19 protein-coding genes are annotated in these 22,510 nt (G+C 73.8%); 9 read left to right on the top strand and 10 right to left on the bottom strand.

Annotation, left to right across the window (positions count from 1 at the left end):
- Positions 1 to 460: 460 nt before the first annotated feature.
- From AB0M52_RS03845 to AB0M52_RS03825, 5 genes are all read right to left on the bottom strand, one after another.
- Positions 461 to 748 (bottom strand): Lrp/AsnC ligand binding domain-containing protein, encoded by a 288-nt coding sequence (locus AB0M52_RS03845; RefSeq protein ID WP_363948490.1) that lies wholly within the window; start codon positions 746 to 748, stop codon positions 461 to 463.
- Positions 749 to 803: 55 nt separating this feature from the next.
- Positions 804 to 1,694: a sugar phosphate nucleotidyltransferase gene (locus AB0M52_RS03840; protein ID WP_363948487.1), complete on the bottom strand. Its 891-nt coding sequence runs from the start codon at positions 1,692 to 1,694 to the stop codon at positions 804 to 806.
- Positions 1,691 to 2,233 (bottom strand): NUDIX domain-containing protein, encoded by a 543-nt coding sequence (locus tag AB0M52_RS03835; protein ID WP_363948484.1) that lies wholly within the window; start codon positions 2,231 to 2,233, stop codon positions 1,691 to 1,693. The genes AB0M52_RS03840 and AB0M52_RS03835 overlap by 4 nt, the downstream gene beginning before the upstream one ends.
- Positions 2,234 to 2,285: 52 nt before the next feature.
- Complete coding sequence (locus tag AB0M52_RS03830) at positions 2,286 to 4,073, bottom strand: HD domain-containing protein (protein WP_363948502.1); 1,788 nt, start codon at positions 4,071 to 4,073, stop codon at positions 2,286 to 2,288.
- A 129-nt stretch (positions 4,074 to 4,202) separates the two neighbouring features.
- On the bottom strand, positions 4,203 to 5,957 hold the full coding sequence (locus tag AB0M52_RS03825; RefSeq protein ID WP_363948481.1) for a DEDD exonuclease domain-containing protein: 1,755 nt from the start codon (positions 5,955 to 5,957) through the stop codon (positions 4,203 to 4,205).
- A 127-nt stretch (positions 5,958 to 6,084) separates the two neighbouring features.
- Here AB0M52_RS03825 and AB0M52_RS03820 point away from each other — a divergent pair, with 127 nt between their 5' ends.
- From AB0M52_RS03820 to AB0M52_RS03810, 3 genes are all read left to right on the top strand, one after another.
- Positions 6,085 to 7,509 carry an NYN domain-containing protein gene (locus AB0M52_RS03820; protein WP_363948479.1) on the top strand — a complete coding sequence of 475 codons (1,425 nt, stop codon included), beginning with the start codon at positions 6,085 to 6,087 and terminating at the stop codon, positions 7,507 to 7,509.
- 185 nt (positions 7,510 to 7,694) lie between these two features.
- Entirely contained in the window at positions 7,695 to 8,954 is a 1,260-nt protein-coding gene (locus AB0M52_RS03815; RefSeq protein ID WP_363948476.1) for a M48 family metallopeptidase, read from the top strand.
- 55 nt (positions 8,955 to 9,009) lie between these two features.
- Positions 9,010 to 10,134: a glycosyltransferase family 4 protein gene (locus tag AB0M52_RS03810; protein WP_363948474.1), complete on the top strand. Its 1,125-nt coding sequence runs from the start codon at positions 9,010 to 9,012 to the stop codon at positions 10,132 to 10,134.
- A gap of 71 nt (positions 10,135 to 10,205) precedes the next feature.
- Here AB0M52_RS03810 and AB0M52_RS03805 read toward each other — a convergent pair whose 3' ends face one another.
- The 5 genes from AB0M52_RS03805 to AB0M52_RS03785 all read right to left on the bottom strand — a co-directional run bounded on the left by AB0M52_RS03805 (position 10,206) and on the right by AB0M52_RS03785 (position 17,110).
- On the bottom strand, positions 10,206 to 11,861 hold the full coding sequence (locus tag AB0M52_RS03805) for a bifunctional diguanylate cyclase/phosphodiesterase (RefSeq protein ID WP_363948499.1): 1,656 nt from the start codon (positions 11,859 to 11,861) through the stop codon (positions 10,206 to 10,208).
- 79 nt (positions 11,862 to 11,940) lie between these two features.
- Positions 11,941 to 12,750: an SAM-dependent methyltransferase gene (locus AB0M52_RS03800; protein ID WP_363948496.1), complete on the bottom strand. Its 810-nt coding sequence runs from the start codon at positions 12,748 to 12,750 to the stop codon at positions 11,941 to 11,943.
- Between the two features lie 172 nt (positions 12,751 to 12,922).
- Positions 12,923 to 13,591 carry a response regulator transcription factor gene (locus AB0M52_RS03795; RefSeq protein ID WP_007072219.1) on the bottom strand — a complete coding sequence of 223 codons (669 nt, stop codon included), beginning with the start codon at positions 13,589 to 13,591 and terminating at the stop codon, positions 12,923 to 12,925.
- A 7-nt stretch (positions 13,592 to 13,598) separates the two neighbouring features.
- Complete coding sequence (locus AB0M52_RS03790; RefSeq protein ID WP_363948471.1) at positions 13,599 to 15,296, bottom strand: GAF domain-containing sensor histidine kinase; 1,698 nt, start codon at positions 15,294 to 15,296, stop codon at positions 13,599 to 13,601.
- Between the two features lie 14 nt (positions 15,297 to 15,310).
- Positions 15,311 to 17,110, bottom strand: coding sequence for a long-chain fatty acid--CoA ligase (locus AB0M52_RS03785; RefSeq protein ID WP_363948468.1), 1,800 nt, complete (start codon positions 17,108 to 17,110; stop codon positions 15,311 to 15,313).
- A gap of 140 nt (positions 17,111 to 17,250) precedes the next feature.
- Between AB0M52_RS03785 and AB0M52_RS03780 the strand changes: the two genes are divergently transcribed.
- The 6 genes from AB0M52_RS03780 (at position 17,251) to AB0M52_RS03755 (ending at position 22,503) form a co-directional block, all read left to right on the top strand.
- Positions 17,251 to 17,706, top strand: a complete 456-nt coding sequence (locus AB0M52_RS03780) for an SRPBCC family protein (RefSeq protein WP_363948464.1) — start codon at positions 17,251 to 17,253, stop codon at positions 17,704 to 17,706.
- A gap of 40 nt (positions 17,707 to 17,746) precedes the next feature.
- Entirely contained in the window at positions 17,747 to 18,445 is a 699-nt protein-coding gene (locus tag AB0M52_RS03775) for a hypothetical protein (RefSeq protein ID WP_363948461.1), read from the top strand.
- A gap of 70 nt (positions 18,446 to 18,515) precedes the next feature.
- Positions 18,516 to 19,463 carry an ROK family glucokinase gene (locus AB0M52_RS03770; protein WP_363948493.1) on the top strand — a complete coding sequence of 316 codons (948 nt, stop codon included), beginning with the start codon at positions 18,516 to 18,518 and terminating at the stop codon, positions 19,461 to 19,463.
- Positions 19,464 to 20,171, top strand: coding sequence for an endonuclease/exonuclease/phosphatase family protein (locus tag AB0M52_RS03765; RefSeq protein WP_363948459.1), 708 nt, complete (start codon positions 19,464 to 19,466; stop codon positions 20,169 to 20,171).
- Positions 20,172 to 20,263: 92 nt separating this feature from the next.
- The gene (locus AB0M52_RS03760; protein WP_363948457.1) at positions 20,264 to 21,670 is read left to right on the top strand and encodes an NAD(P)-binding domain-containing protein; all 1,407 of its coding nucleotides are present in this window, start codon (positions 20,264 to 20,266) and stop codon (positions 21,668 to 21,670) included.
- On the top strand, positions 21,667 to 22,503 hold the full coding sequence (locus tag AB0M52_RS03755) for an alpha/beta fold hydrolase (RefSeq protein ID WP_363948455.1): 837 nt from the start codon (positions 21,667 to 21,669) through the stop codon (positions 22,501 to 22,503). Before AB0M52_RS03760 ends, AB0M52_RS03755 begins: the two co-directional genes overlap by 4 nt.
- Positions 22,504 to 22,510 lie beyond the last annotated feature (7 nt).

Genomic DNA, 22,510 nt, shown 5'->3' with positions numbered 1-22,510 from the left:
CTCAAGACCAACACCGTCTACGACGAGACGACCGCCTGGTCACACCACCCCAACCACGCCACCGCTTGACATCCAAGCACCTGGGATGTCTTTGCTCTGCTTCAACGGACGCAACGGTTTCGGCAGACAGGCCCCCCACCGTCGGGTCGCCCCGAGGGGGTGGTCCGTCGAGGCAACCGCCCGCCGGACGTAGAGCCTGGTTTGCGCTTCAGCCGTACCCGTCTCCGCACTGTGCCGGTCCGCCCACAGACTGCCGCACCAGCTACCCGCCGGAACCGTTGCGTCCGTTGAAGCAGTGCAAAGGGAGTGAGTGGGGAGGGGGAGGCCAGGGGATGTCCGGCCTTAGAGCGACCGGCAATAGGACTGGCGGGGCTGCGGCGCGCCCTGGCACTCGGGCTGGCGGCGTTGTCGTCGTCGGCCAGGACCCGCCTCGCCTCCACCGCCCTATTGCCGGTCGCTCTTAGTCCGCGCTGCCCAGGCCGATGGCGAAGGCCTCCTCCAGGTCGTGCCGGGAGTACGCGCGGAACGCGATGTGCGACTCGGTGTTGAGCACCCCCGGCACCTTCGAGATGCTGCCCGCGATGATCTGGGCGATCTCCTCGAACTCGCGGACTCGGACCATGGCGATCAGGTCGACGTGCCCGGCCACCGAGTAGACCTCGCTGACCCCGGACAGGTTGGCCAGGGCCTCGGCTACCTCGGGAATCGAGTCGGTGGCGCAGTCGATCAGGACGATCGCGGTGATCACGGCAGGCTGCTCCGTTCGTCGGCGTCGCCGCCCATGCTAAAGCCCGACGAGGGGCTCAGTCCGCCGGGACGGTGAGGTCGGTGCCGGCACGGATCACGTCGTGCAGACGTTCGTCGGCGCCCACCGTGGCGCCGGGCCAGACCACGCTGCGGGTGACCGCCCCGCGCACCGTGGCGCCCGCGCCGACCACCGACCGGTGGCAGCGGCCGGTGACCGTGGCGGCCGGGTCGATCACGCATCCCTCGCCGACGGCGTGCAGGTTGGCGGCGAGGTAGTCGGCCGGGGTGCCGGTGTCGTAAAAGGTGCCCCGGTAGGGGACCACGGTCAGTCGGCCGGCGGCCTCGGCCGGACGCCACACCGCGCGTACCAGGTCGCCGAAGACCGCCGGCAGGTCGCGGACCAGCCGCCAGGGCAGCAGGGAGAAGCCGGTGAAGACGTGCCCGTCGAAGGTGCCCGGCGCGTCCGGGTCGGGCGCGGGCTGGCCGAGCAGGCGTACCGAGTCACCGTCCCAGCCCGCCAGCAACGCGGCGATGTCCGGCCCGGGCTGCGCCGCCGGGTCGGCGAGGTACGCGTCGGCGTTGCCGACCAGCACGCCCCGCCCGGCGATCCAGTCCCGCAGCCGGCCCACCCCGCCCGCGGTGCCGAGTGGGCTGCCGGGTTCCACCGAGAGGTGCGCCCGCTCGCCGATCCGGTCGGCTACCTGATCGCCGAGGTAGCAGGCGTTGACGGCGACCGCCGCCGGCCCGGTCAGGCCGAGACCGGCGAGCCGGGCCAGCGCCCGGTCGAGCAGCGGCACGTTGCCCACCGGGCAGAGCGCCTTGGGTAGCCGCTCGGTCAGTGGGCGCAGCCGGGTGCCCTCGCCGGCGGCGAGCACCACCGCGCAGATCCCGCCGCCGGAGGGCACCGCAGATCGGCTCTCCGCCAGGCCATCATCAGGCCCGGTCACGGCATCTTGTCGGGTAGCGGCGGCGGGAACTGCCCGGCCAGCGGACCGATGTCGTAGTAGGCGAGCAGGCGGGCGGTGGGCCAGGTCAGCTTCGGCAGGTCGTCCAGCGGGTGCCAGGCGGCCTCGAAGACTTCCGCCCCGTCCACGGTCAGCGGGGTGCTCGACGCGGGCACCTCGGCGGTGAACACCACGTCCACCCAACCCTTGGCGTGCACGACCGCGTTGGGCACCGCCGGGCTCAGCCGGGCGGGGGAGAGCCGGACGCCGGCCTCCTCGTACAGCTCCCGGGCCGCGCCCACCGCCGGGTTCTCGCCGCGTTGCAGCAGCCCGGCGGGGAGGGTCCAACCCCGGCCCGGTGGCTGCCGGAGCAGCAGCAGCCGTCCCGCGCCCTCGGCCTCGCTGTCGCGGACCAGCGTGACGGCGCCGACGATGTACTTCGGCACGGCCAGTCGCACCAGCCGACGCCGCACCGGTAGCGGCAGTCGGTAGAAGACCTGGTAAGCGACGGCGCGGCCGGTGCGGCGCGAGCGGGGGATCATGGGTCCAGGCTAGTTGCCGTAGGGCGTGCTCGCCCCCCGGGACCACAGTGGGTCACTGCCGGTGGTCGACCAGGTCGATGAGCTGGCGTACCACGGCGTCCGGTTCGATCACCCGGTCGAAGACCGCGACCAGCAGGGTCTCCAGGTCGGGGTAGCCGAGTTCCTCCGACAACCGCAGCAGCGGCAGGTCGCTGGCCAGGCCCCGGTTGTGCTGACGCAGGGCCAGCCCGATGGTGGCCCGGCCGAGCCGGACCTTGTCGCTGATCGAGATGCCCGGCTCGCTGTGATCGGCGAACCACCGGTTGATCTGCATCTGCGCGTGCGGCGACTTGACGAAGCCCAGCCACTCGCGGCGCGGACCGCGCGGGGCGACCTCGGCGTCGAGGCTGCTCTCCTCGTCGGTCTCGGTGAAGATCTCGACCACGTCGCCCTCCTCCAGTTCGGAGGAGAGCGGGACCAGCCGGCCGTTGATCCGGGCGGCGAGGCACCGGTCGCCCCGATCGGTGCCCAGCTCGTACGCCAGGTCGACCGGCGTGGCCCCGGCCGGCAGGACGATCTGCCGTCCCTCGGCGACCACCTGGATCTGCGCCTCGGCCAGGTCGCAGCGCAGCGACTGGAGGAACTGCGCCGGGTCGGCGGCGTCCTGTTCCCAGTCGAGCACCCGGCGCAGCCAGTCGAGCTGCTCGGAGCGGGCGGCGGCCTCGCCGGAGCCGGGGAAGCGGAAATCGGCGGCCACACCGTACTCGGCCGAGCGGTGCATCTCCCCGGTGCGGATCAGCACCTCCACGGTGCGGTTCTTCGGGCCGCAGACGCTGGTGTGCAGGGACCGGTAGAGGTTGTTCTTCGGCGAGGCGATGAAGTCCTTGAAACGGCCGGGGATCGGCCGCCACAGCCCGTGGATCGCGCCGAGCGCCGCGTAGCAGTCGGTGGCCGGGCCGTCCACCACGATGGTGATGCGGGGCAGGTCGTACGGGACGGTGTGGCCGCCGGCGACGGTGTCCTTCCAGATCGAGTAGAGGTGCCGGGCGCGGGGAGCCACCTCGGCGTCGACCCGGCCCCGGCGCAGCGCCACCCGGGCCTGGGCCACCACGTCGGCGAGGTAGTTGTCCCACCCGGGGCGGTCGTGCACGTGCCGGGCGATCCGGGCGTGCTCCTCCGGCTCCAGGTGCAGCAGCACCACGTCGTCCAGCTCCCGCTTGAGGGTCTGGATGCCCAGCCGGTCGCAGAGCGGTACCAGCACCTCCTGGGTCTTGCGGGCGATCCGCTCCCGGGAGGCCGCCGAGCGTACGCCCAGGGTTCGCATGTTGTGCAGCCGGTCGGCGAGCTTGATGATCAGCACCCGGACGTCCTTGCCGGCCGCGATGATCATCTTGCGGATGGTCTCCGCCTCGGCGGCCTTTCCGTAGAACGCCTTGTCGAACTTGGTCACCCCGTCGACCAGGTGGGCCACCTCGTGGCCGAAGTCCTCGGCCAGCGCCTGCAGCGTGTAGCGGGTGTCCTCCACCGTGTCGTGCAACAGGGCCGCCACCAGGGTGGTGGTGTCCATGCCCAGGTCGGCGCAGATCTCGGCGACCGCGAGCGGGTGGGTGATGTACGGCTCACCGCTCTTGCGGAACTGGCCGCGGTGCATGTTCTCCGCGATCGTGTACGCCCGGCGCAGCACTGCGGGATCGGCGCTGGTGTGGATGCCACGGTGGGTGCGGACCAGCTGGCCGACCGGTTCGGTCTCGGCGGTGGGCCAGGTCAGCAGCGAGCGGAGCCGGCGGGCCAACGGCAGCTCGCCCGGCTGTGTCGGGAGCGCGCCCCCCAGGGCGCCGCCGCGACCGGCGTCGACGTCCACCCGGGACACCCCCTCACCCCCGCTCCGTGAGCGTCGGAACCCGGCAACCGGGAGCAGACCCTCGAAACGGGCACGACTGCACTTCCTTAACAGACTAAGTGAGTCGACGTAGTCCGATCGGACACTTGCTCATGAGCGTTCGGACCAGAGTTGGTGGGACGCGGCGCTCTCGGCCTTGCTGAGAAGGTCGCGGAACCGGGCCGCGCCGGCCACCGGCGAAGCCCATCCGGCGGACATCTCGACCAGCCGGGTCTCCGGTCGCTCCAACCAGGACAGGATCCGTTCCGACTCCTCGGGACTGGCGGCCGGGACCGGACCGTGGCCGGGCGGCACCGTCTCGGCGGTGGCGCGGATGACGGCCAGCGTCGGTCGAGGATGGACCCCGGGCGGGGAGACGCCAGCCCCGGCCAGCCGACCGTGCCGCACCAGCGCCAACTCCCAGCCGCCGCCGGCGGCCGGGCGGGCGGCGGCCAGCTCGGCGATCGTGCTCAGCGCGGCGAGGCGCTGCATGCGTACGGCCGCCCGCAGCACCGCGGCCAGCCGGGACCGCAGCACGGCGGCCTCCTCGTACCGCTGGCCGGCCGAGAGCGTCTCGATCCGGGCGAGCAGGGCGTCCACCACCGGCTGCGGGTCGCCGATGGTGGCGGTGGCGAACGGTGCCACCGCGCGGGCGTCGTACTCCTCGGGGGTGATCCGGTGCTCGCAGGGCGCCGGGCAGCGACCCAGCTCGGCCAGCGCGCAGGCCGGCGTGACGGTGCGCAGCGACAGCCGGTGGGTGCACTGGCGCAGCGGCACCGCGTCGTGGAAACCGGCGGCGGCCAGCTCCGCGGCCCGCCGGGAGGTGAACGGGCCGAGGTAGGCGCGGTCACCGGGGGAGATCTCCCGGACCACCGACAACCGGGGGTACGGCCCGTCGGTCAGCTTCAGCCAGAGCACCCGCTCCGGGAACTTCGAGCGCCGGTTGTACGGCGGCGCGTGCGCCCCGATCAGCCGCAGCTCGCGGACCTCCGCCTCCAGCGAGTGCGCGCACTCGACCGCCTCGACCCGCTCGGCGGCGGCCAGCATCTCGGAGATCCGGGCGCGCTTCTCGGCCGCCGTGAAATAGCTGCGTACCCGGGTGGCGATGTCCCGGGAGGTGCCGACGTACAACGGCCGGTCGTCGGCGGCGCGGAAGATGTAGACCCCGGGGGAACGGGGCAGGCCGTCGGCCAGGTGCCGCTTGCGCCGCTGGGTCGGGGTGACCGCCCGGGAGTACTCGATCGCGTCGCCGATGGTGTCGACCCGGTGCCCGCCGAGCCGCCCGATGAGCCCGTGCAGCACGTCGACGGTCGCCCGGGCGTCGTCCAGCGCCCGGTGGGTCGGCTGGGTGGCCGCGCGGAAGTAGGCGGCCAGGGTGCCGAGCTTGCGGTTGGGCACCTCGTCGCGCAGCAGCACCCGCCGGGCCAGCGCGGCGGTGTCCAGCACCTTGGGGTTCGGCCAGCGGTAGCCGTGCTTGGCGCAGGCCGCCTTGAGGAAACCGACGTCGTACGGAGCGTTGTGGGCGACCAGCACGGCGTCCGAGACGAACTCCAGGAAGCTCGGCAGCACCTGCTCGATCGGCGGTGCCGGCAGCAGCATCGCCTGGGTGATGCCGGTCAGCACGGTGATGAAGGGCGGGATCGGCACCCCGGGATTGACCAGGGTGGCCAGCACCCCCAACTGCTCACCGCCGCGCACCTTGACCGCGCCGATCTCGGTGATGCCGCCGCCGTCGGGGGCGCCGCCGGTCGTCTCCAGGTCGACCACCACGAACGTCGTCGCGTACAGCGGCAGCGCCGGGTCGATGCCGTCGACGGCCGGGTCGAGCCCGGCCAGTGCCGGTTGCAGGTACTCCTGTGCTGCCATCGGCGGCACGGTAGCGGTCCGGTGCGACACTTGCGCCCCATCGGCCCCACCCGTCTCCACCGGTCTAGGATGAGAGATCGGCTCACTCACCAGGCGGTGGGCCCGGTCGCGGTGGGAGACTTGCCACATGCCCCTCACCGAGCCGCACGACGCCAACCTCCCGCAGGAGGAGCAGGTCGTCGCCGTGCCGGTTGCCGGTGAGGAAGAAGTTCCCGGCGATCTCTCGCCGCCGGTGGAGCCGCCGGAGCCGGAGCCGAGCCTGCCCGAGCCGGTCCGGCAGCGGATCGTCTCGCTCACCGCCGCCGTGCTGCCCGGCCTGCCCGCCGACGAGGTGCCCGTGCCGCTGCGCCGGGTCGCCAAGTTCGCCCCCAACCGGCGGGCCAGGCTCGGTGCGCCGGTGATCGCCGCCCAGCTCACCGCCGACCCGCTGTTCCGGCAGCGGGTCACCGCCCGGGTCCTGGCCGACGCCGGTGACCTGGGCACCGCCGTGGTCGAGGGGACGGCCCCCGCCGCCGCCGACCCGGTCGAGGTGGCGGCCCTGGCCTACCTGGCCCGGCCGCGCGGCTGGCGGGAGTTGATCGAGGCCAGCGGCGCGGCCGTGCGCGCCGAGGCGGACACCGCGGTGGTGGCCGAACTGGTCCGCCAGGCCGAGCAGCGGGCCGGCCGCGCCGAGCACGACCGGGCGGTGGCCCGGGTCGAGGCCGACAAGCTGCGCGACGAACTGGCAAGGACCCGAGAGGAGCTGGGCCAGCTGCGGGAGGAGGCCCGGCAGCTGACCCGGACGCTGCGGGAGACCCAGGCCCGCGAGCGCAAGGCGGGCGAGCTGCTGGCCACCGAACGAGGCCGGGCCACGCGGGCCGCGGCGGATGTGGACGCCGAGCTACGTCGGGCGCGGGCCCGGCTGGCCGAGGCCGAGGCGGCGGCCGGGGTGGCCCGGGTCAGCGCCAAGGAGGCCCGCTCGGTCGACGACGCGCGGTTGTGGCTGCTGCTGGAGACCATCGGTCAGGCCGCCGTCGGGCTGCGCCGGGAGCTGGCGCTGGACCCGGTCGACAAGCTGCCCGCCGACTTCGTCGCGGACGCCTTCGCCGACTCCTCGGCAGCCACCCCGGCCGGTGCCGCGGCCCGGGCCCGGGACACCGACGACCCGGCCCGGCTGGACCAGCTGCTCGCCCTGCCCCGGGCCCACCTGGTGGTGGACGGCTACAACGTCACCAAGCGCGGCTTCGGCGAGATGTCGCTGGAGCAGCAGCGCAAGCGCCTGATCAGCGGCCTCGGCGGGATCGCCGCGCAGACCGGCGACGAGGTGACCGTGGTCTTCGACGGAGCCGAACGGATGCACGGGCTGCCGCCCACCCCGCGCGGGGTGCGGGTGCTCTTCTCCCGCAAGGGCGAGACCGCCGACGAGCTGATCCGGCGCCTGGTGCGCGCCGAGCCGCCGGGCCGTCCGGTGGTGGTGATCTCCTCCGACCGGGAGGTCGCCGACGGGGTACGCCGGCACGGCGCGTACCCGCTGGGCGCCGACTCGCTGCTGCGTCGGCTGTCCCGCTCCTGAGCCGACGTGGGCATCGGTTCCTCGTTTCCGTGGTGACCGTGCGCTCAGGCCCGGCGGATGACGACGTTGCCCTTCGCGGTGGCGGCTGTCGTGCCGGGGCGGCCCGGAGCGGACAACTAGGATGGGCGCGCACGGGGCGGGAGGAGCGGCGGCATGACGGGGAAACGGCGCGGCGGGGTGTCGGGATGACTCCGCGTGGCTGGGCGCTGCTCACCCTGGCCGGTCTCGGCGTCGCCCTGGTCGTGGCCGCGCTGGTGCTGATCCCGTGGCACCGCCCGCCGGCGCCCCGGGCCGACCAGCTCGCCGCGCTCCGCGACCTGCCCGCCGACCAGGTGGAGCGGGCCCGGCAGTTCCGCTCCGCGCTGCGCCCCGGCGGGTGGGTGGCGCTGGGCGTCGGGCTGCTGGTGGCGCTGGCGCTCGGGTTGACCCCGCTGGGCAGCCGCCTGATCGAGCTGGCCGGGCGTCCCTTCGGCGACCACTGGATCGCGCAGGCGGTCCTCGGTGGGCTGGCCGTGCTGCTGGTCGCCGACCTGGTGACGCTGCCGTTCTCCGCCTGGCGCCACGCCGTGCTCACCCGGTACGGGCTGGCCACCAACGGCTGGAGCGGCTGGGCGGTGGACCTGCTCAAGTCGTACGCGGTCAGCGCCGTCATCGGCGGGGTGGCGCTGCTCGGCTTCTACACCGTCGTTCGGCTGACGCCCCGCTGGTGGTGGGCGCTCGGCGCGGCCGGGGCGGCGACCCTGGTGGCGCTGCTCTCCTTCGTGCTGCCGGTGCTGGTGGAGCCGGTGTTCAACCGGTTCAGCCCGATGGAGCCGGGGCCGCTGCGGACCCAGTTGATGGAAATGGCCGCCCGCGACGGCGTACCGGTGCGTGACGTGCTGGTCGCCGACGCCTCCCGGCGCACCCGGGCGGTCAACGCGTACGTCTCGGGCCTCGGCCCGACCCGCCGGGTGGTGGTCTACGACAACCTGCTGCGCGAGGCGACGCCGGCCGAGGTGACCGCCGTGGTGGCGCACGAACTGGGTCACGCCAAGGACCGGGACGTGTCGGTCGGCACGCTCACCGGCGCGCTCGGCGCCGCAGCCGCCGTGGTGGCGCTCTACCTGATCGGCTCGTGGCCGCCGCTGCTGCGCCTGGCCGGCGTCGACTCGGTCGCCCAGCCCCGGGCGTTCCCGCTGCTGATCGCCCTGGTCACGGTGGCCGGGCTGGTCTTCGCGCCGGTGCAGGCGCTGATCTCGCGGCGGGTCGAGGCGCGGGCCGACGCGCACGCGCTGGCGTTGACCGGCGACCCGGCCACCTTCGAGTCGATGCAGCGGAGGCTCTCCACGGTCAACCTCTCCGACCCTGACCCGCCCCGCTTCGAGTACCTCTACTCCGCCTCCCACCCGTCAACCGTGGAGCGGATCGCCGCCGCCCGCGCGTACGCCAGAAAGGCCGGCCCATGAGCGAGCGCCGCGAGCGAATCATCAGGCACAGCTCATGGCGGAGCGGAGTGCCGGCATGAGCCGCACGCTGCTGGTCACGAACGACTTCCCGCCCCGGCCGGGCGGCATCCAGTCGTTCGTGCACAACCTCGCGGTACGCCAGCCGGCCGGCTCGGTGGTGGTCTACGCGTCGAGTTGGTCCGGCGCCGACAAGTTCGACGCCGACCAGCCGTTCGAGGTGGTACGTGAGCGGACCCGGGTGCTGCTGCCCACCCCGCTGGTGGCCCGCCGGGCGGCCCGGCTGGCCAAGGCGTACGACTGCGACACGGTCTGGTTCGGCGCGGCGGCCCCGCTCGGCCTGCTCGCCGCGGGCCTGCGCCGGCGGGCCGGGGTGCGGCGGGTGGTCGCCCTGACCCACGGGCACGAGGTGGGCTGGGCGGCGTTGCCGGTGGCCCGGGGCGCGCTGCGCCGCATCGGCCGAGGCACGGACGTGGTCACCTACCTGGGGGAGTACACCCGGACCCGGCTGGCGCGAGCGCTGGACGGGTTGACCGAGTTGCGCCGGCTCGCTCCCGGCGTGGACACCGACGTCTACCACCCGGCCGTCGGCGGCACGGCGGTACGGCACCGGCTGGGGCTGGCCGACCGGCCGGTGGTGGTCTGCGTGTCCCGCCTGGTGCCCCGCAAGGGCCAGGACATGCTGATCCGGGCGATGCCGCTGATCCGCCGCCGGGTGCCCGACGTCGCGTTGCTGGTGGTCGGTGGCGGGCCGTACCGGGCCACCCTGGTGCGGCTGGCCCGCCAGGTCGGCGTCGAGCGGGACGTGGTCTTCACCGGCTCGGTCCCCACCGCCGAGCTGCCCGCCCACTACGCCGCCGGTGACGTCTACGCGATGCCCTGCCGCACCCGCAACCGGGGGCTGGACGTCGAAGGGCTCGGCATCGTCTACCTGGAGGCGTCGGCGACCGGCCTGCCGGTGGTGGCCGGCGACTCCGGCGGCGCCCCCGACGCGGTACGCGAGGGCGAGACCGGGTACGTGGTGGACGGGAGCGACCTGCTCCAGCTCACCGACCGGGTGGTCACCCTGCTCGCCGACCGGGACCTGGCCCGGCAGCTCGGCGCGGCCGGCCGCGCCTGGGTGGAGCGGGAGTGGCGCTGGGAGACCCAGGCCCACCGCCTGACCACCCTGCTCACCGGCTGACCCGCCCGGCTCGTGTTAAGAGGGGTCCCCTGCTATACGCCAGGAGTTAACAGGGGGCCCTTCCTTTCACCTCAGCGGATGCGGGCGAGGATGCGGTCGGCCGGGGCGGGGCGGCCGAAGTGCCAGCCCTGGCCGGCGTCGCAGCCGATCGCGCGCAGCCGTTCGGCCTGCCCGCCGGTCTCCACCCCCTCGGCGGTCACCGTCAGGTCCAGGGCGTGTGCCAGGGAGACCAGCGAGGCGAGGATCCGCTCGTCGGCGCGGGGCTCCGGGGCGCGCAGCCCGCGGACGAACTCGCCGGCCACCTTCAGCTCGGTCACCGGCAGGTCCCGCAGGTACGCCAGGTTGCTGTAGCCGGTGCCGAAGTCGTCGATGGCGATGCGTACGCCCAGGTCGGCCAGGGCGCGCAGGGCGCGTACCGGCTCCTCGGCGGTGGTCATCATGGTGCTCTCGGTGATTTCCAGCTGGAGCCGGTTCGGGGGCAGGCCGGTGCGCCGCAGCAGGGCGCGTACCTCCTGCACCAGGCCGGGCCGGCGGACCTGACGTACCGCCAGGTTGACGCTGACGTACGGCGGCTCACCCGCGGCGGCCGTCCAGCCGACCGCCTCCCGGCACGCCTCGGCGAGCACCCAGCCGCCGAGCGGCACGATCAGCCCGGTCTCCTCGGCCAGCCCGATGAAGCTGTCCGGACGCAGCACACCCAGCTGCGGGTGGCGCCAGCGCACCAGCGCCTCGACCCCGAGCAGCGAGCCGTCGTGCAGCGACGTCAACGGCTGGTAGTCGAGGTAGAACTCGCCGCGCTCCAGACCTGCGGGAATCGCCGCGCTGAGCGCCTGGCGGGCCTGTTCCCGCCCGTCGCGCTCGGCGTCGTACAACGCCCACCGCGCGCCCCCGGCGGTCTTGGCCCACTGCAGCGTGCTGCCCGCGGCCCGCAGCAGGTCGTCCGGGGAGGTGTCGGCGACCCGCCGCTCCACGATGCCGACGCTCGCGGTGACCGTCACGTCGTTTCCGTCGACCACCACCGGCTCGGACAGGGTGGCCAGCGCCGCCTCGGCGACGGCCAGCACGTCCCCGGTGCCGGTGGACCGCTCGACGAGGACGACGAACGCGTCCCCGCCCAACCGGGCCACCAGGTGGGGCTCGACCGCCCGGCGTAGCCGCCGTGCCGCCGCGACCAGCGCCCGATCGCCGATCTGGTGGCCGTACGAGTCGTTGACCCGCTTGAACCGGTCCAGGTCGAGGAAGCACAGGCCGACCCGGCGGCCGGCGCCGGTGGACCCGTCGACGGCCGCCGCGAGCCGCTCGGCGAACAGCGTGCGGTTGGGCAGGTCGGTGAGCGGGTCGTGGGTGGCCTGGTGCCGGAAGCGGGCCTCGCTGGCCCGCAGCGCCCGCTCCGCCTCGGCCCGGGCGGTCAGCGCGGCGCGGCGGATCGACTCCTGCTCGTCCAACGTACGGTCGCGCAGCGCCCGCGCGTACCCGGTGGCGACCGTGGCCAGCAGCCGGGCCATCCGGTCCTCGACGTCGTCGGCGACCAGGTCGAGGTCACGGATCAGCCGGAGCTGGATCACCTCCACGGTGCGGCCGAGCGCCTCGGCGGAGGCGATGTGCGCGGCGACCAGTTCGTCGGCCACCCGGTGCCCCACCCGCAGGTCGAGCGGCTCCGCCCGCAGCGCCTCGGCCAGCAGGTCGGTGAGCCGCTGCAACAGCGTCTCCAACTGGGCATGGGTCATCGGCAGGTAGCTGGTGCCCGAGAGCGCCTTGGCCCAGGCGCGGGCGAACGCCCCGACGCAGGGCGGGGCGTCCACGGGCTCACCCACCGAGCTGCCCGACTCCGCCCAGGAAGACCGCCCGTTCGGCGTCCTCGGCGCTCTCCGGGGTCTCCGGACGCCACTGCGGAACCCACACCACCCCGGGTTCGACCAGCCCGAAGCCGTCGAAGAAGGCGGTCAGCTCGGCCCGGCTGCGTACCCACAGGGGGTTGTCGGTGCGCCGGTAGACCTCTTCGGCCTCGGCCCGCTGAGCCTCGTCGCGGCCGTCGTCGCTGGCCTGCGAGAGGACCAGGTAGCTGCCCGGGGCCAGCGCCGCGCGCAGGGTGCGCAGCACCTCGGCCGGGCGGTCGTCGTCGGCGACGAAGTGCAGCACCGCCACCACCAGAACGGCGACCGGCTGGGAGAAGTCGAGCAACGAGCGGACGTCCGGGTGGGCGAGGATCCGCTCGGGGCGACGCAGGTCCTCCTGGACCACCGTCGCGCCGTCGTTGCCGGCCAGGATCTCCCGGCTGTGCGCCACGGCGACCGGGTCGACGTCGACGTAGACCACCCGGGAGTCGGGAGCGTGCCGCTGGGCGATCTCGTGCACGTTGCCGACGGTGGGGATGCCCGAACCGATGTCCAGGAACTGCCGGACGCCGGCCGAGGTGAGGAACTGCACGGCCCGGCGCAGGAACGCGCGGTTGGCCTGGGCCATCAACGGCGCCTCCGGCACCGCCGCCACCATCGCCCGGGCCGCCGCCCGGTCGGCCGCGAAGTTGTGCGAGCCGCCGAGGTAGTAGTCGTACATTCGAGCGACGCTGGGGCGTTCCACGTCGATCGTCTCGGGTGCCCAGTCCGGCCGCTGCAATGCCCTCACCCCTTCGCACGCCATCCGGGGCGTAACCGCCCCGGCGGGTATTCTGCCCCGCATTCGCCCGGTAGACCATAGCGCGGCAACGCGGACAGTGATCGATGCGAAAGGGATCCGCGCCCGCCGGATGGCGGACACGGATCCCCGTCGGTGGTACGTCTGGCTGGGCTCAGAACTTCGGTGCGTCCGGAGCTTCGAGCAGACCGAGTCGCAGCGCGGTCATCAGCGCCTGGGCCCGGTTGGCCGCGCCGAGCTTCTCGTAGAGCTTGGAGATGTGGGTCTTCGCGGTCGACTCGCTGACGAACAGCTGCTTGGCGATGCCGGCGACGCTCATCCCGTCGGCGAGCAGGCGCAGCACCTGACCCTCGCGGGGCGACAGCTGCGGCCCGGACGGGGCGAGCCGGCGCTTCATCGCCTCGGCCAGGTCGGCGGCGGTGAAGGCGCTGGGGGAGGAGGCCGCGTGCCGGGCGGCGGCGACGACCTCGTCGGCCGGCGCGGTCTTCGGCACGAACGCGCTCGCCCCGGCCTCCAGCGCGCCGAAGAGCTGGTCGTCGCCCGCGTACATGGTGAGCACCACGATGCCCATCGACGCGCTGGACTTGCGCAGGGCGCGGGTGGCCTCCAGGCCGCTGCCGTCGGGCAGTCGCAGATCCATGATCACCACGTCCGGTTGCAGCGCACCGGCCTGCCGTACGCCCTCCGCTGCCGTGGCCGCCTCGCCGACGACCTCGAACTGCCGGTCCCGCTCGAAGGCGTGCCGCAGGCCCTTGCGGATCAAGTCGTGGTCGTCTACAAGGAGGACCTTGGTACGGGTGGCCGGTGTCGGACTTGTGGTCATCCTCGGGTTACTCCCCTTCTACGGCTGCTGCGGCGCTACCGCGAACGTTATCGCGCCGGGGTGACGAACCGATCACCACCGCCACGGTCGTCCCGCTCGGTTGCCGCGGCCTGATCTCCAACCGGCCTCGGATACGTTCCGCTCTCTCGGCCATGATCGCAAGACCATAGTGCCCATCCGAGCGCTGGTCACCTATGCCGTGACCGTCATCCGACACTTCGATCTGCGCGTACGGCGGGTCCACCTCACAGGTGACCCAGAGATTGGACGCCCCGGCGTGCTTGCGCGCGTTGGTCACCGCCTCCTGCGCGATGCGCAACAGCTCGGCCTCGGTGGCGGCGGGCAACCGGGCGGTGGACTCGTCCAGCGACAGGTGCACCCGCAACCCGCCCGAGGCACCGACCGTGCGGGCGTACTCGGCGATCGCGGCGGCCAGGCCACCGTGCCGGTCCACCTCGCTGCGCAGCTCGAACAGGCTCAGCCGCAGCTCGGTGATCACCCGGGTGACCTCCTGCCGCAGCAGGCGCAGCGAATCGGCGGTCTCCTCGGCGTCGTCGTGCACGGTGGCCAGGGCGTTGTCGATGCCGTAGCCGACCATCACCAGTTCCTGGGCCACCCCGTCGTGGATCTCCCGGGCCAGCCGCTGCCGTTCCTCGTTGGTGGCCAGCGACCGCACCTCGTCGAAGAGCAGGGCGGCCTCCAGGCGCAGCGCCGCCGGGCCGGTCAGCCCGGTCACCTGCGCCACCACCGGCGGCGGGTACGCCTGCGCGGCGTCGGCCTCCAGCACCACCAGGCCGACCGTGCGGACCCCGGCGACCAGCGGCACGATCAGCGCCGAGACCTCCCCGCCGGAGTGCGAGCGGGACTGGGAGCGGGCCGCGGTGTGCGGCTGCTGGCTGGCCCAGGCGTCGGCGATGGCCGAATCCGCGTCGAGCGTGGTCTCCCAGTCGACCCGGTCCGCACCGAGCTGGGCGAGCACCACCAACCGCCCGCCGCCGCTGGCGGACAGCACCGCCCCGCGGTCGGTGCGGGCCACCGGGCGCAGCTCCTCCAGCAGGTGCTCGGCGATCCCGCCCGGGTCGAGGGTCGCCCCGGGCAACTGCCGGGCCACCGTACGCAGCTGGGTCAGCAGCCGGGTCGCCTCCGCGTACGGCTGCGGCTTGCCGTCGTGGCGGACCTGCATCACCCGGTGCAGGGTGCTCGCCGCGTACAGGCCCAGCACGGCCAGGATCAGCCACTGCGCGCACACCGCGAGGTAACCGGGCTGGCTCAGCTGACGCACCCCACCGACCGTGGTGAAGGCGCCGGCGACCACCAGCGTGCCCGCGACGACGGCGATCAGCGCGGCGCCCTCGCGGAACCGGCGCCGCAGCGCCGTCACCGTCACCGGCACCGCGAGGTAGGGCAGCACCGCCGAGGCACCCAGCCCACCGATGTGACCACCGACGGTGGCGACCGCGGCGACCTGGCTCGCCGCCAAGCCGAGCACCACCACCTCGGCGAACCGGCTGAGCGGGCCGATCACCGGGTGCTGGGGGGCCAGACAGGCGGGCATCCCGGCGACCGCCAGCAGCAGGATCCACCACAGCTGGGCCACGTCGCGGGTGGCGAGCAGGGTCAGGATGGCGACCAGCGCCAGCACGACCAGGCGCGACGCCATGGCGAGCGGATGGGGACGGGCCAGGGTGGATGTCGAGGCGGGCACGTGACGGATGGTAGTCAGCCGCGGTAGATGTCCGCGATCTCCGCCGCGTACGTCTTGTGTACGACCTGTCGCTTGACCTTCATCGACGGGGTCAGTTCGCCGGTGGCCTCGGTGAAGTCGCGCGGCAGGATCCGGAACACCTTGATCGCCTCGGCCCGGGAGACCGACTGGTTGGCCTTGTCCACCGCGGCCTGGATCTCCGCCCGCAGCCCCTCGTGCCCCCGCAGCGTCTCGATGTCGGTGCCGGCCGGCAGACCGACCGACTCCAGCCACGCCGGCAGGGCCTCCTCGTCGAGGGTGACCAGCGCGGCGATGAACGGCTGCCGGTCGCCCACCACGACGCACTGGCTGACCAGGCGGTGCGCCCGGACCTGGTCCTCCAGCACGGCCGGGGCGACGTTCTTGCCGGCGGCCGTCACGATGATCTCCTTCTTCCGGCCGGTGATGGTGAGGTAGCCGTCGTCGTCGAGCGAGCCGAGGTCACCGGTGTGGAACCAGCCGTCGTCGGTGATCGCCTCGGCGGTGGCCGCCTCGTTGCGCCAATACCCCTGGAAGATGAGGTCACCGGAGATGAGGACCTCGCCGTCGTCGGCGATCCGGATGGTCACGCCGGGCAGCGGGCGGCCGACCGTGCCCATCCGGGTGGACGAGGGCAGGTTCGCCGACGCGGCGGGGGAGGTCTCGGTCAGGCCGTACCCCTCGCAGACGGTCACCCCGACGCCCCGGAAGAAGTGCCCCAGCCGGGCGCCGAGCGGCGCGCCGCCGGAGATGGCGTCGCGGCAGCGACCGCCGAGCGCGGCCCGCAGCTTGCCGTAGACCAGCTTGTCGAAGAGCGCGTGCTGGGCGCGCAGGGCCAGGCCCGGCCCGGCGGAGGTCTCCAACGCCTCGCTGTACGCGATGGCGACCGCCTCGGCCCGGGCGAAGATCTTGCCCTTGCCGGCGGCCTCGGCCTTCTGCTTGGCGCCGTTGTAGACCTTCTCGAAGACCCGGGGCACCGAGAGCACGAAGGTCGGCTTGACCTCCTGCAACTCGGCGACCAGGTGCTTGGTGTCCGAGCAGTGCGCCATGGTGGCCCGCGCCTGCACCACGCCGATCTGGATGAGCCGGGCGAAGGCGTGCGCCAGGGGCAGGAACAGCAGGGTCGACGCGTTCGGCCCGAACAGGTTCGGCAGCACCGGCACCGCGTTGGCGATGTCGGCGTACATGTTGCGGTGGGTGAGCACGCAGCCCTTGGGGCGCCCGGTGGTGCCGCTGGTGTAGATGACGGTCGCGATGTCCGAGGAGCGCAGGCCGGCGCGCCGCTGGTCGATCTCGGCCGGCTCAACCGCCGCGCCCGCGGCCACCAGCTCGTCGACCCCGCCCTGGTCGATCTGCCAGAGGTGGGCCAGGTCGGGCAGCTGGTCGCGGACGCCGGCCACCAGCGTGGCGTGCGCGGTGCTCTCCACCACGCAGGCCACCGCGCCGGAGTCGGCCAGGATCCAGGCCGCCTGCTCGGCGCTGGAGGTCTCGTAGATCGGCACGGTGACCGCGCCGGCCGCCCAGATGGCGTAGTCGACCAGGGTCCACTCGTAGCGGGTACGGCTCATCAACGCGACCCGGTCACCTGGCTGCACGCCGGCGGCGACCAGACCACGGGCGACCGCCACCACCTCGTCGCGGAACTGTCGGCAAGTCACGTCCGCCAGGCCGCCCGTCGCATCGCGCCGGACGAACTGCACCGCGTCGGGGGCGACCTCGGCGTTCTCCCAGACGGGGTCGGTGAGGTTGGCCGAATCGCCGACGGTGACGATCGGTGGGACGGAGAACTCGCGCACCTGCACTCCCTCGTGCTCACACTGGCCGGGCCGCCACTCGGGTCGGCTCTGTCGAAACCTACCCGCCGACCCGCTGGCGGGCACGCCGCAGGTGGGGCGGCGCGGCGCGATGGCGCCCGCAGGGCGGGTAGCCTCCCCCCATGGCGGACACCTCCACCCAGTCGATCACCATCGAGGCGTCACCGGACCGGGTGGCGGCGGTCATCTGTGACTTCCCGAGCTATCCGGAGTGGGCCGACGCGGTGCGGCAGGCCGAGGTCGTCGAGGAGTACGAGGACGGCTACGCCAGCCAGGTCCGCTTCGTCCTCGACGCCGGGGTGATGGCCGACGAGTACGTGCTCGCGTACGCCTACGCCGAGGATCTGTCCCGGATCGAGTGGCACCTGGTGGCCCCGTCGAAGATGCAGAAGGCCCAGCGTGGCTCGTACGACCTGGTCGGCAACGCCGACGGGGGCACCACCGTGACCTACACCCTGGAGGTGGAGCTCGCGGTCGGGATGCTCGGGATGTTCCGCCGCAAGGCCGAGAAAATGATCATGGATGCCGCGTTGAAGCAGCTGAAGCGCCGGGTAGAAGCACCTGGTGCGGCGCAGTGACGCGTCCGGCGACCCGGTCGCCACGGTAGAGGAGCCCAGCATGGGTGCGACAGATCCGGGCTCGGCCCGGGAAGAGGCGGAGCGGCTGGTCGCCACTCTGCTGGCCACCGCACGGATGGCCGCCGCCGGCCCCGACCCGGGGTCCTGGGGCCCGCTCGGTGGGATGGTGACCAGTGTCCTCGGTCACAACAGCGCCCCGCAGGGCCCCACCGGCACCCCGGGCGGCTCCACCGCGTCCGGGGCCGGTTTCGCCACCGGCGCAGCCGAATGTTGCGTCTGCCCGGTGTGCCGGGGAATCGCCGCGTTGCGCGATCCAAGTCCGGAATTCGCCGAGCGGTTGGCCACCGGAGCCGGCGATCTGGCCGCCGGGTTGGCCAGCTTCCTGCGGGCCTTCACCCCGACCGAACCCGCCGCCGACCCGTCCGGCACCGCCGACGACGGACCGGACAGCGATCACGTGTGGCGCGAGGCGACCCGTACCGGGCATGATTCTCAGCCGGCACCGGAGCGGGACGTCTGGTCCGCCGCGACCCGCGCGGAGGACGTCGCCGTCCCGGCCGCCGCGCCCGTCGACGCCGCCGGGCCGGTCGCGCCGGCCGGGCGCCGGATGCCGACCGATCGTCGGGTGGTGCCCGCCTCGCGGGTACCCGACGGCGAGCCGGCACCAAGCGGCGAGCCGGCACCGGGCGCGGAGGCCGTGCCCGGCGGGCAGCAGGGCGCACCAGGCGACGGGGCCTGACCAGGGACGACCCGCACCACCGGCGAGGGCAGGTGCGCGCGGGGTGGCACAGCAGAGGGGAGTGGCCGCGGTGACGCTGACCATCGGAGTCGACGTCGGTGGCACGAAGGTGGCCGGCGGTGTCGTCGACGACACCGGCACGGTTCTCGTGCAGACCCGACGGGACACCCCCGCCGATGACGTCGGCAAGACCCGCGACACCATCATCGAGGTGGTCAGCGAACTGGCCACCGGGCACCAGATCCAGGCGGTCGGCATCGGCGCGGCGGGCTGGATCGACGCCAACCGCTCCACCGTGCTCTTCGCCCCCAACCTCGCCTGGCGTGACGAGCCGCTGCAGGCGTACGTCAGCGCGGCGGTCGAGCTGCCGGTGATCGTGGAGAACGACGGCAACGCCGCCGCCTGGGCGGAGTTCCGCTACGGCGCCGCCCGGAACGCCGACGACTCGATGGTCATGTTCACCATCGGCACCGGCGTCGGCGGGGGCATCGTGCTCGGCGGCGAACTGGTGCGCGGGAACAACGGCATCGCCGCCGAACTGGGCCACATGCTCACCGTCCCCGACGGCCACCAGTGCGGCTGCGGGCGGCTCGGCTGCATCGAGCAGTACGCCAGCGGCAGCGCCCTGGTCCGCTTCGCCCGCGCCGCCGCCCGGCAGGAACCGCACCGGGCCACCGCGTTGCTGGAGCTGGCCGACGGCGACGCCGAGGCGATCACCGGACCGATGGTGACGGCCGCCGCCAAGGGCGGCGACCCGGTCTCCGCCGAGGCGTTCGCCCAGGTCGGGCGCTGGCTCGGCACCAGCCTGGCGGACATGGCGCAGATCCTCGACCCGCAGGTTCTGGTCGTCGGCGGTGGCGTCATCGACGCCGGTGACCTGCTCATGGGCCCGACCCGCCGCTCGTTCACCGAGGCCCTTGCCCAGCGCAGCCGGCTGCCGGTGGCCGAGATCCGCCCGGCCGAGCTGGGCAACTCCGCCGGGGTCATCGGCGCGGCCGACCTGGCCCGGCGGATCTAGATGCCGCGAAGCGGCGGCGTGCCGCTGCGTGTCGTGTCCTACAACGTGCACGGCCAGCGCGACGACACCGCCGCGCTGGCCGTGGTGGTCCGCGAGGCGGCGCCGGACGTGGTGATCGTCCAGGAGGGGCCGCGTCGGCTGCGCTGGCGGGCGAAGTCGGCCGCGCTGGCCGCCTCGTTCGGCCTGGTGGTCGCCGCCGGTGGGCTGCCGTCGCTGGGCAACCTGCTGCTGACCAGCCTGCGGGTGCGGGTGACCGGCACCCGGTGCCGGCGCTTCCCGCTCACCCCTGGGCGGCACCTGCGCGGTGCCGCGTACGCCGACTGCGTGGTGGGCAGCACCGCCCGGTTCACCGTGGCCGGCTCGCACCTGTCCACCGACCCGGCCGAGCGGCCGGGGCAGGCCGAGCTGTTCCAGCGGGACCTGGCCGCCGCGCCCCACCCGGTGATCGCCGGAGCCGACCTCAACGAGGAGCCGGGCGGGCCGGCGTGGACCACCGTCGCGCGGAGGCTGACCGACGCGGCGGTGGCGGCGGACCGGGGCGAGCGGTTCACCTACTCCTGTACGAATCCCCGGCGGCGCATCGACGCCCTGTTCGTCGATCCCCGGATCACCGTGGTCGACTACGACGTGGTGGACACCCCGCTGACCCGCCGGGCCAGTGACCATTTTCCGGTGCTGGTCGACCTGCTCCTGCCCGCTGCCGGCTGACCGCCGGCCGCCGGCCGGCTGGACAACCCGCTCCGTTGTGGAGAGGATTTCGCCCGACCCGGCACTCGTGCCGAGACGAAGGAGACTTCCCGGTGCCCACCCCCACCGAGCACGGCCGGCCCGACCCGGAGACGACCACGCTCGCCCGCAGCCGCGACGGCCGCCCGGTCTCCGACCGGGGTGACACCGTCTGTGTCATCGGCGCCGGAGCCAGCGGCCTGACCGCCGTCAAGAACCTCGCCGAGCACGGCTTCGGCGTCGACTGCTACGAGCGCGAGACCGGGATCGGCGGCGCCTGGAACTGGCGGCACGACCGCAGCCCGGTGTACGCCAGCACCCACCTGATCTCGTCGCGGCCGTTCACCCAGTTCCCCGACTTCCCGATGCCCGACGACTGGCCGGACTACCCGCACCACAGCCAGCTGCTGTCCTACTTCGAGCGCTACGCCGACCACTTCGACCTGCGGCGGCACATCTGGTTCGGCACCGAGGTGGTGCGCGTCGAGCCGGTGGAGGACGACCGCTGGGACGTGACCACCCGCAGCACCGGCGGCTACGGCCCCGAACGCACCTCGCGGTACGCCGCCGTGGTCATCGCCAACGGGCACAACTGGTCGCCGAAGCTGCCCAGGTACGAGGGGCTGGAGCAGTTCCGGGGCGAGGTCATGCACGCCTCGTCGTACAAGGATCCGGCCCAGCTGCGCGGCAAGCGGGTGCTGGTGGTGGGCGCCGGCAACACCGGCTGCGACATCGCGGTGGAGGCCGCGCAGCAGGCGTCGCGTTGCTGGCACTCCACCCGCCGGGGCTACTGGTACGCCCCGAAGTACGTCTTCGGCCGCCCCGCCGACCAGGTCAACGACACTCTGCTGGCGCTGCGGGTGCCGTTGCGGGTGCGGCAGTGGCTCTACCACCGGACGCTGCGGCTGACCGTCGGCGACCTGACCCGCTTCGGTCTGCCGAAGCCGGACCACCGGGTGTACGAGACGCACCCGATCGCCAACAGCCAGCTCGTCTACCACGTCGGCCACGGCGCGATCACCCCGGTGCCGGACGTCGGGCGCTTCCATTCGCACTCGGTGGAGCTGACCGACGGCCGGCAGATCGACCCCGAGCTGGTCGTCTTCGCCACCGGCTACCTGCCGCGCTTCGAGTTCCTGGACGCGAAGATCCTCGGCGACGACGAGGGCGTGGGCCGGCCCCGGTTGTGGCTCAACGCCTTCGTGCCGGACCATCCCACCCTCGCGGTGGCCGGCCTGGTCCAACCGGACTCGGGCGTGTTCACCCTGTCGCACTGGCAGGCCGTGCTGTTCGCCCGGCTGCTGCGGCTGCGCACCACCCGGCCGGAGCGGGCGACGGCCTTCGCCAACCGGGTCCGGGCCGGCGCGGGCGAGCGCTACTCGGGGCAGGTGAAGGACTCGACCCGGCACTGGTTCGAGGTCGGCCACGCCGACTACCTGCGTGCCCTGGAGCGCGCGCTGCGGGACCTGGAGGGCAAATGAGCGAGCGAACCATCGAGCGGGTGCGGGTCATGCGGAGCTGGGAGTGGGCCCGGCCGGTCCGCCCGGTCCGGCGCGAGGTGCTCAGCGCCACGCCCGAGCTGGAGGAGGGCCAGTCGCCCCTGCTGTTCGTACCCGGCTTCGGGCACGGTGCCTGGGCGTACGCCGAGCACTGGCTCGGGCACGCCGCCGAGCGCGGCTTCCCGGCGTACGCGGTGAGTCCGCGCGGGCACGGCGGCAGTGGCCCGGCGCCGGAGGCGACCCTGCGGGCGTACGCCCACGACGTGGTCCAGGTGGCGGCGGGCCTGCCGCGCCAGGCGGTGCTGGTGGGGCACGGTGCCGGGGCCCTGGTGGTCGCGCACGCCCTGGCCCGCTACCCGGCCAAGGCGGCGGTGCTGGTGGCGCCGGTGCTCGGCGGCTGGGCGACGTTCGGCGCCGCGCTGCGCCGCAATCCGCTCGGCACCCTGCCGGCGGTGTTCGGCGGCCGGCTGCGGCTGAGCCGCCGGCAGCTGTTCAGCCGAGAGCTGCCCGACGCCGACGCCCGACGCCACGCCGCCCGGCTGGGCCGGGCCGCTCGGCGCGCCCAGTGGCAGCTGCTGACCGGCGCCGACCCGGAGCCGGCGGTGGGCCGCCCGCCGGTGCTGGTGCTGGGCAGCCCGGACGACCGGGTGGTGCCGTCGTCGGCGCTGACCCGCGCGGCCCGGCGGTACGGCTCGGCGCCGCTGCTCTTCCCCGGCATGGGGCACGACCTGATGCTCGACGCCCGGTGGCGGGAGCCGATCGACGCGATCCTGGACTGGCTGGTCAAGCACCCGGCCCGCGACGACCGGGCCTGATCGGCCC

The sequence above is a fragment of the Micromonospora sp. NPDC051296 genome, from assembly GCF_040682255.1.
GTDB classification, from domain to species: Bacteria; Actinomycetota; Actinomycetes; order Mycobacteriales; family Micromonosporaceae; genus Micromonospora; species Micromonospora craterilacus.
The sequence above is the reverse complement of the archived record's forward strand: the minus strand, read 5'-3'. Positions and strand labels throughout refer to the sequence as shown.

What these genes read in the sequence shown, in the direction of transcription:
- AB0M52_RS03815 (WP_363948476.1), top strand. Translation starts at nt 7,695, where the DNA reads ATGACTCCGCGTGGCTGGGCGCTGCTCACCCTGGCCGGTCTCGGCGTC.
- AB0M52_RS03780 (WP_363948464.1), top strand. Translation starts at nt 17,251, where the DNA reads ATGGCGGACACCTCCACCCAGTCGATCACCATCGAGGCGTCACCGGAC.
- AB0M52_RS03825 (WP_363948481.1), bottom strand. Translation starts at nt 5,957, where the DNA reads ATGGCAGCACAGGAGTACCTGCAACCGGCACTGGCCGGGCTCGACCCG.
- AB0M52_RS03835 (WP_363948484.1), bottom strand. Translation starts at nt 2,233, where the DNA reads ATGATCCCCCGCTCGCGCCGCACCGGCCGCGCCGTCGCTTACCAGGTC.
- AB0M52_RS03775 (WP_363948461.1), top strand. Translation starts at nt 17,747, where the DNA reads ATGGGTGCGACAGATCCGGGCTCGGCCCGGGAAGAGGCGGAGCGGCTG.
- AB0M52_RS03810 (WP_363948474.1), top strand. Translation starts at nt 9,010, where the DNA reads ATGAGCCGCACGCTGCTGGTCACGAACGACTTCCCGCCCCGGCCGGGC.
- AB0M52_RS03765 (WP_363948459.1), top strand. Translation starts at nt 19,464, where the DNA reads ATGCCGCGAAGCGGCGGCGTGCCGCTGCGTGTCGTGTCCTACAACGTG.
- AB0M52_RS03820 (WP_363948479.1), top strand. Translation starts at nt 6,085, where the DNA reads ATGCCCCTCACCGAGCCGCACGACGCCAACCTCCCGCAGGAGGAGCAG.
- AB0M52_RS03795 (WP_007072219.1), bottom strand. Translation starts at nt 13,591, where the DNA reads ATGACCACAAGTCCGACACCGGCCACCCGTACCAAGGTCCTCCTTGTA.
- AB0M52_RS03805 (WP_363948499.1), bottom strand. Translation starts at nt 11,861, where the DNA reads ATGACCCATGCCCAGTTGGAGACGCTGTTGCAGCGGCTCACCGACCTG.
- AB0M52_RS03755 (WP_363948455.1), top strand. Translation starts at nt 21,667, where the DNA reads ATGAGCGAGCGAACCATCGAGCGGGTGCGGGTCATGCGGAGCTGGGAG.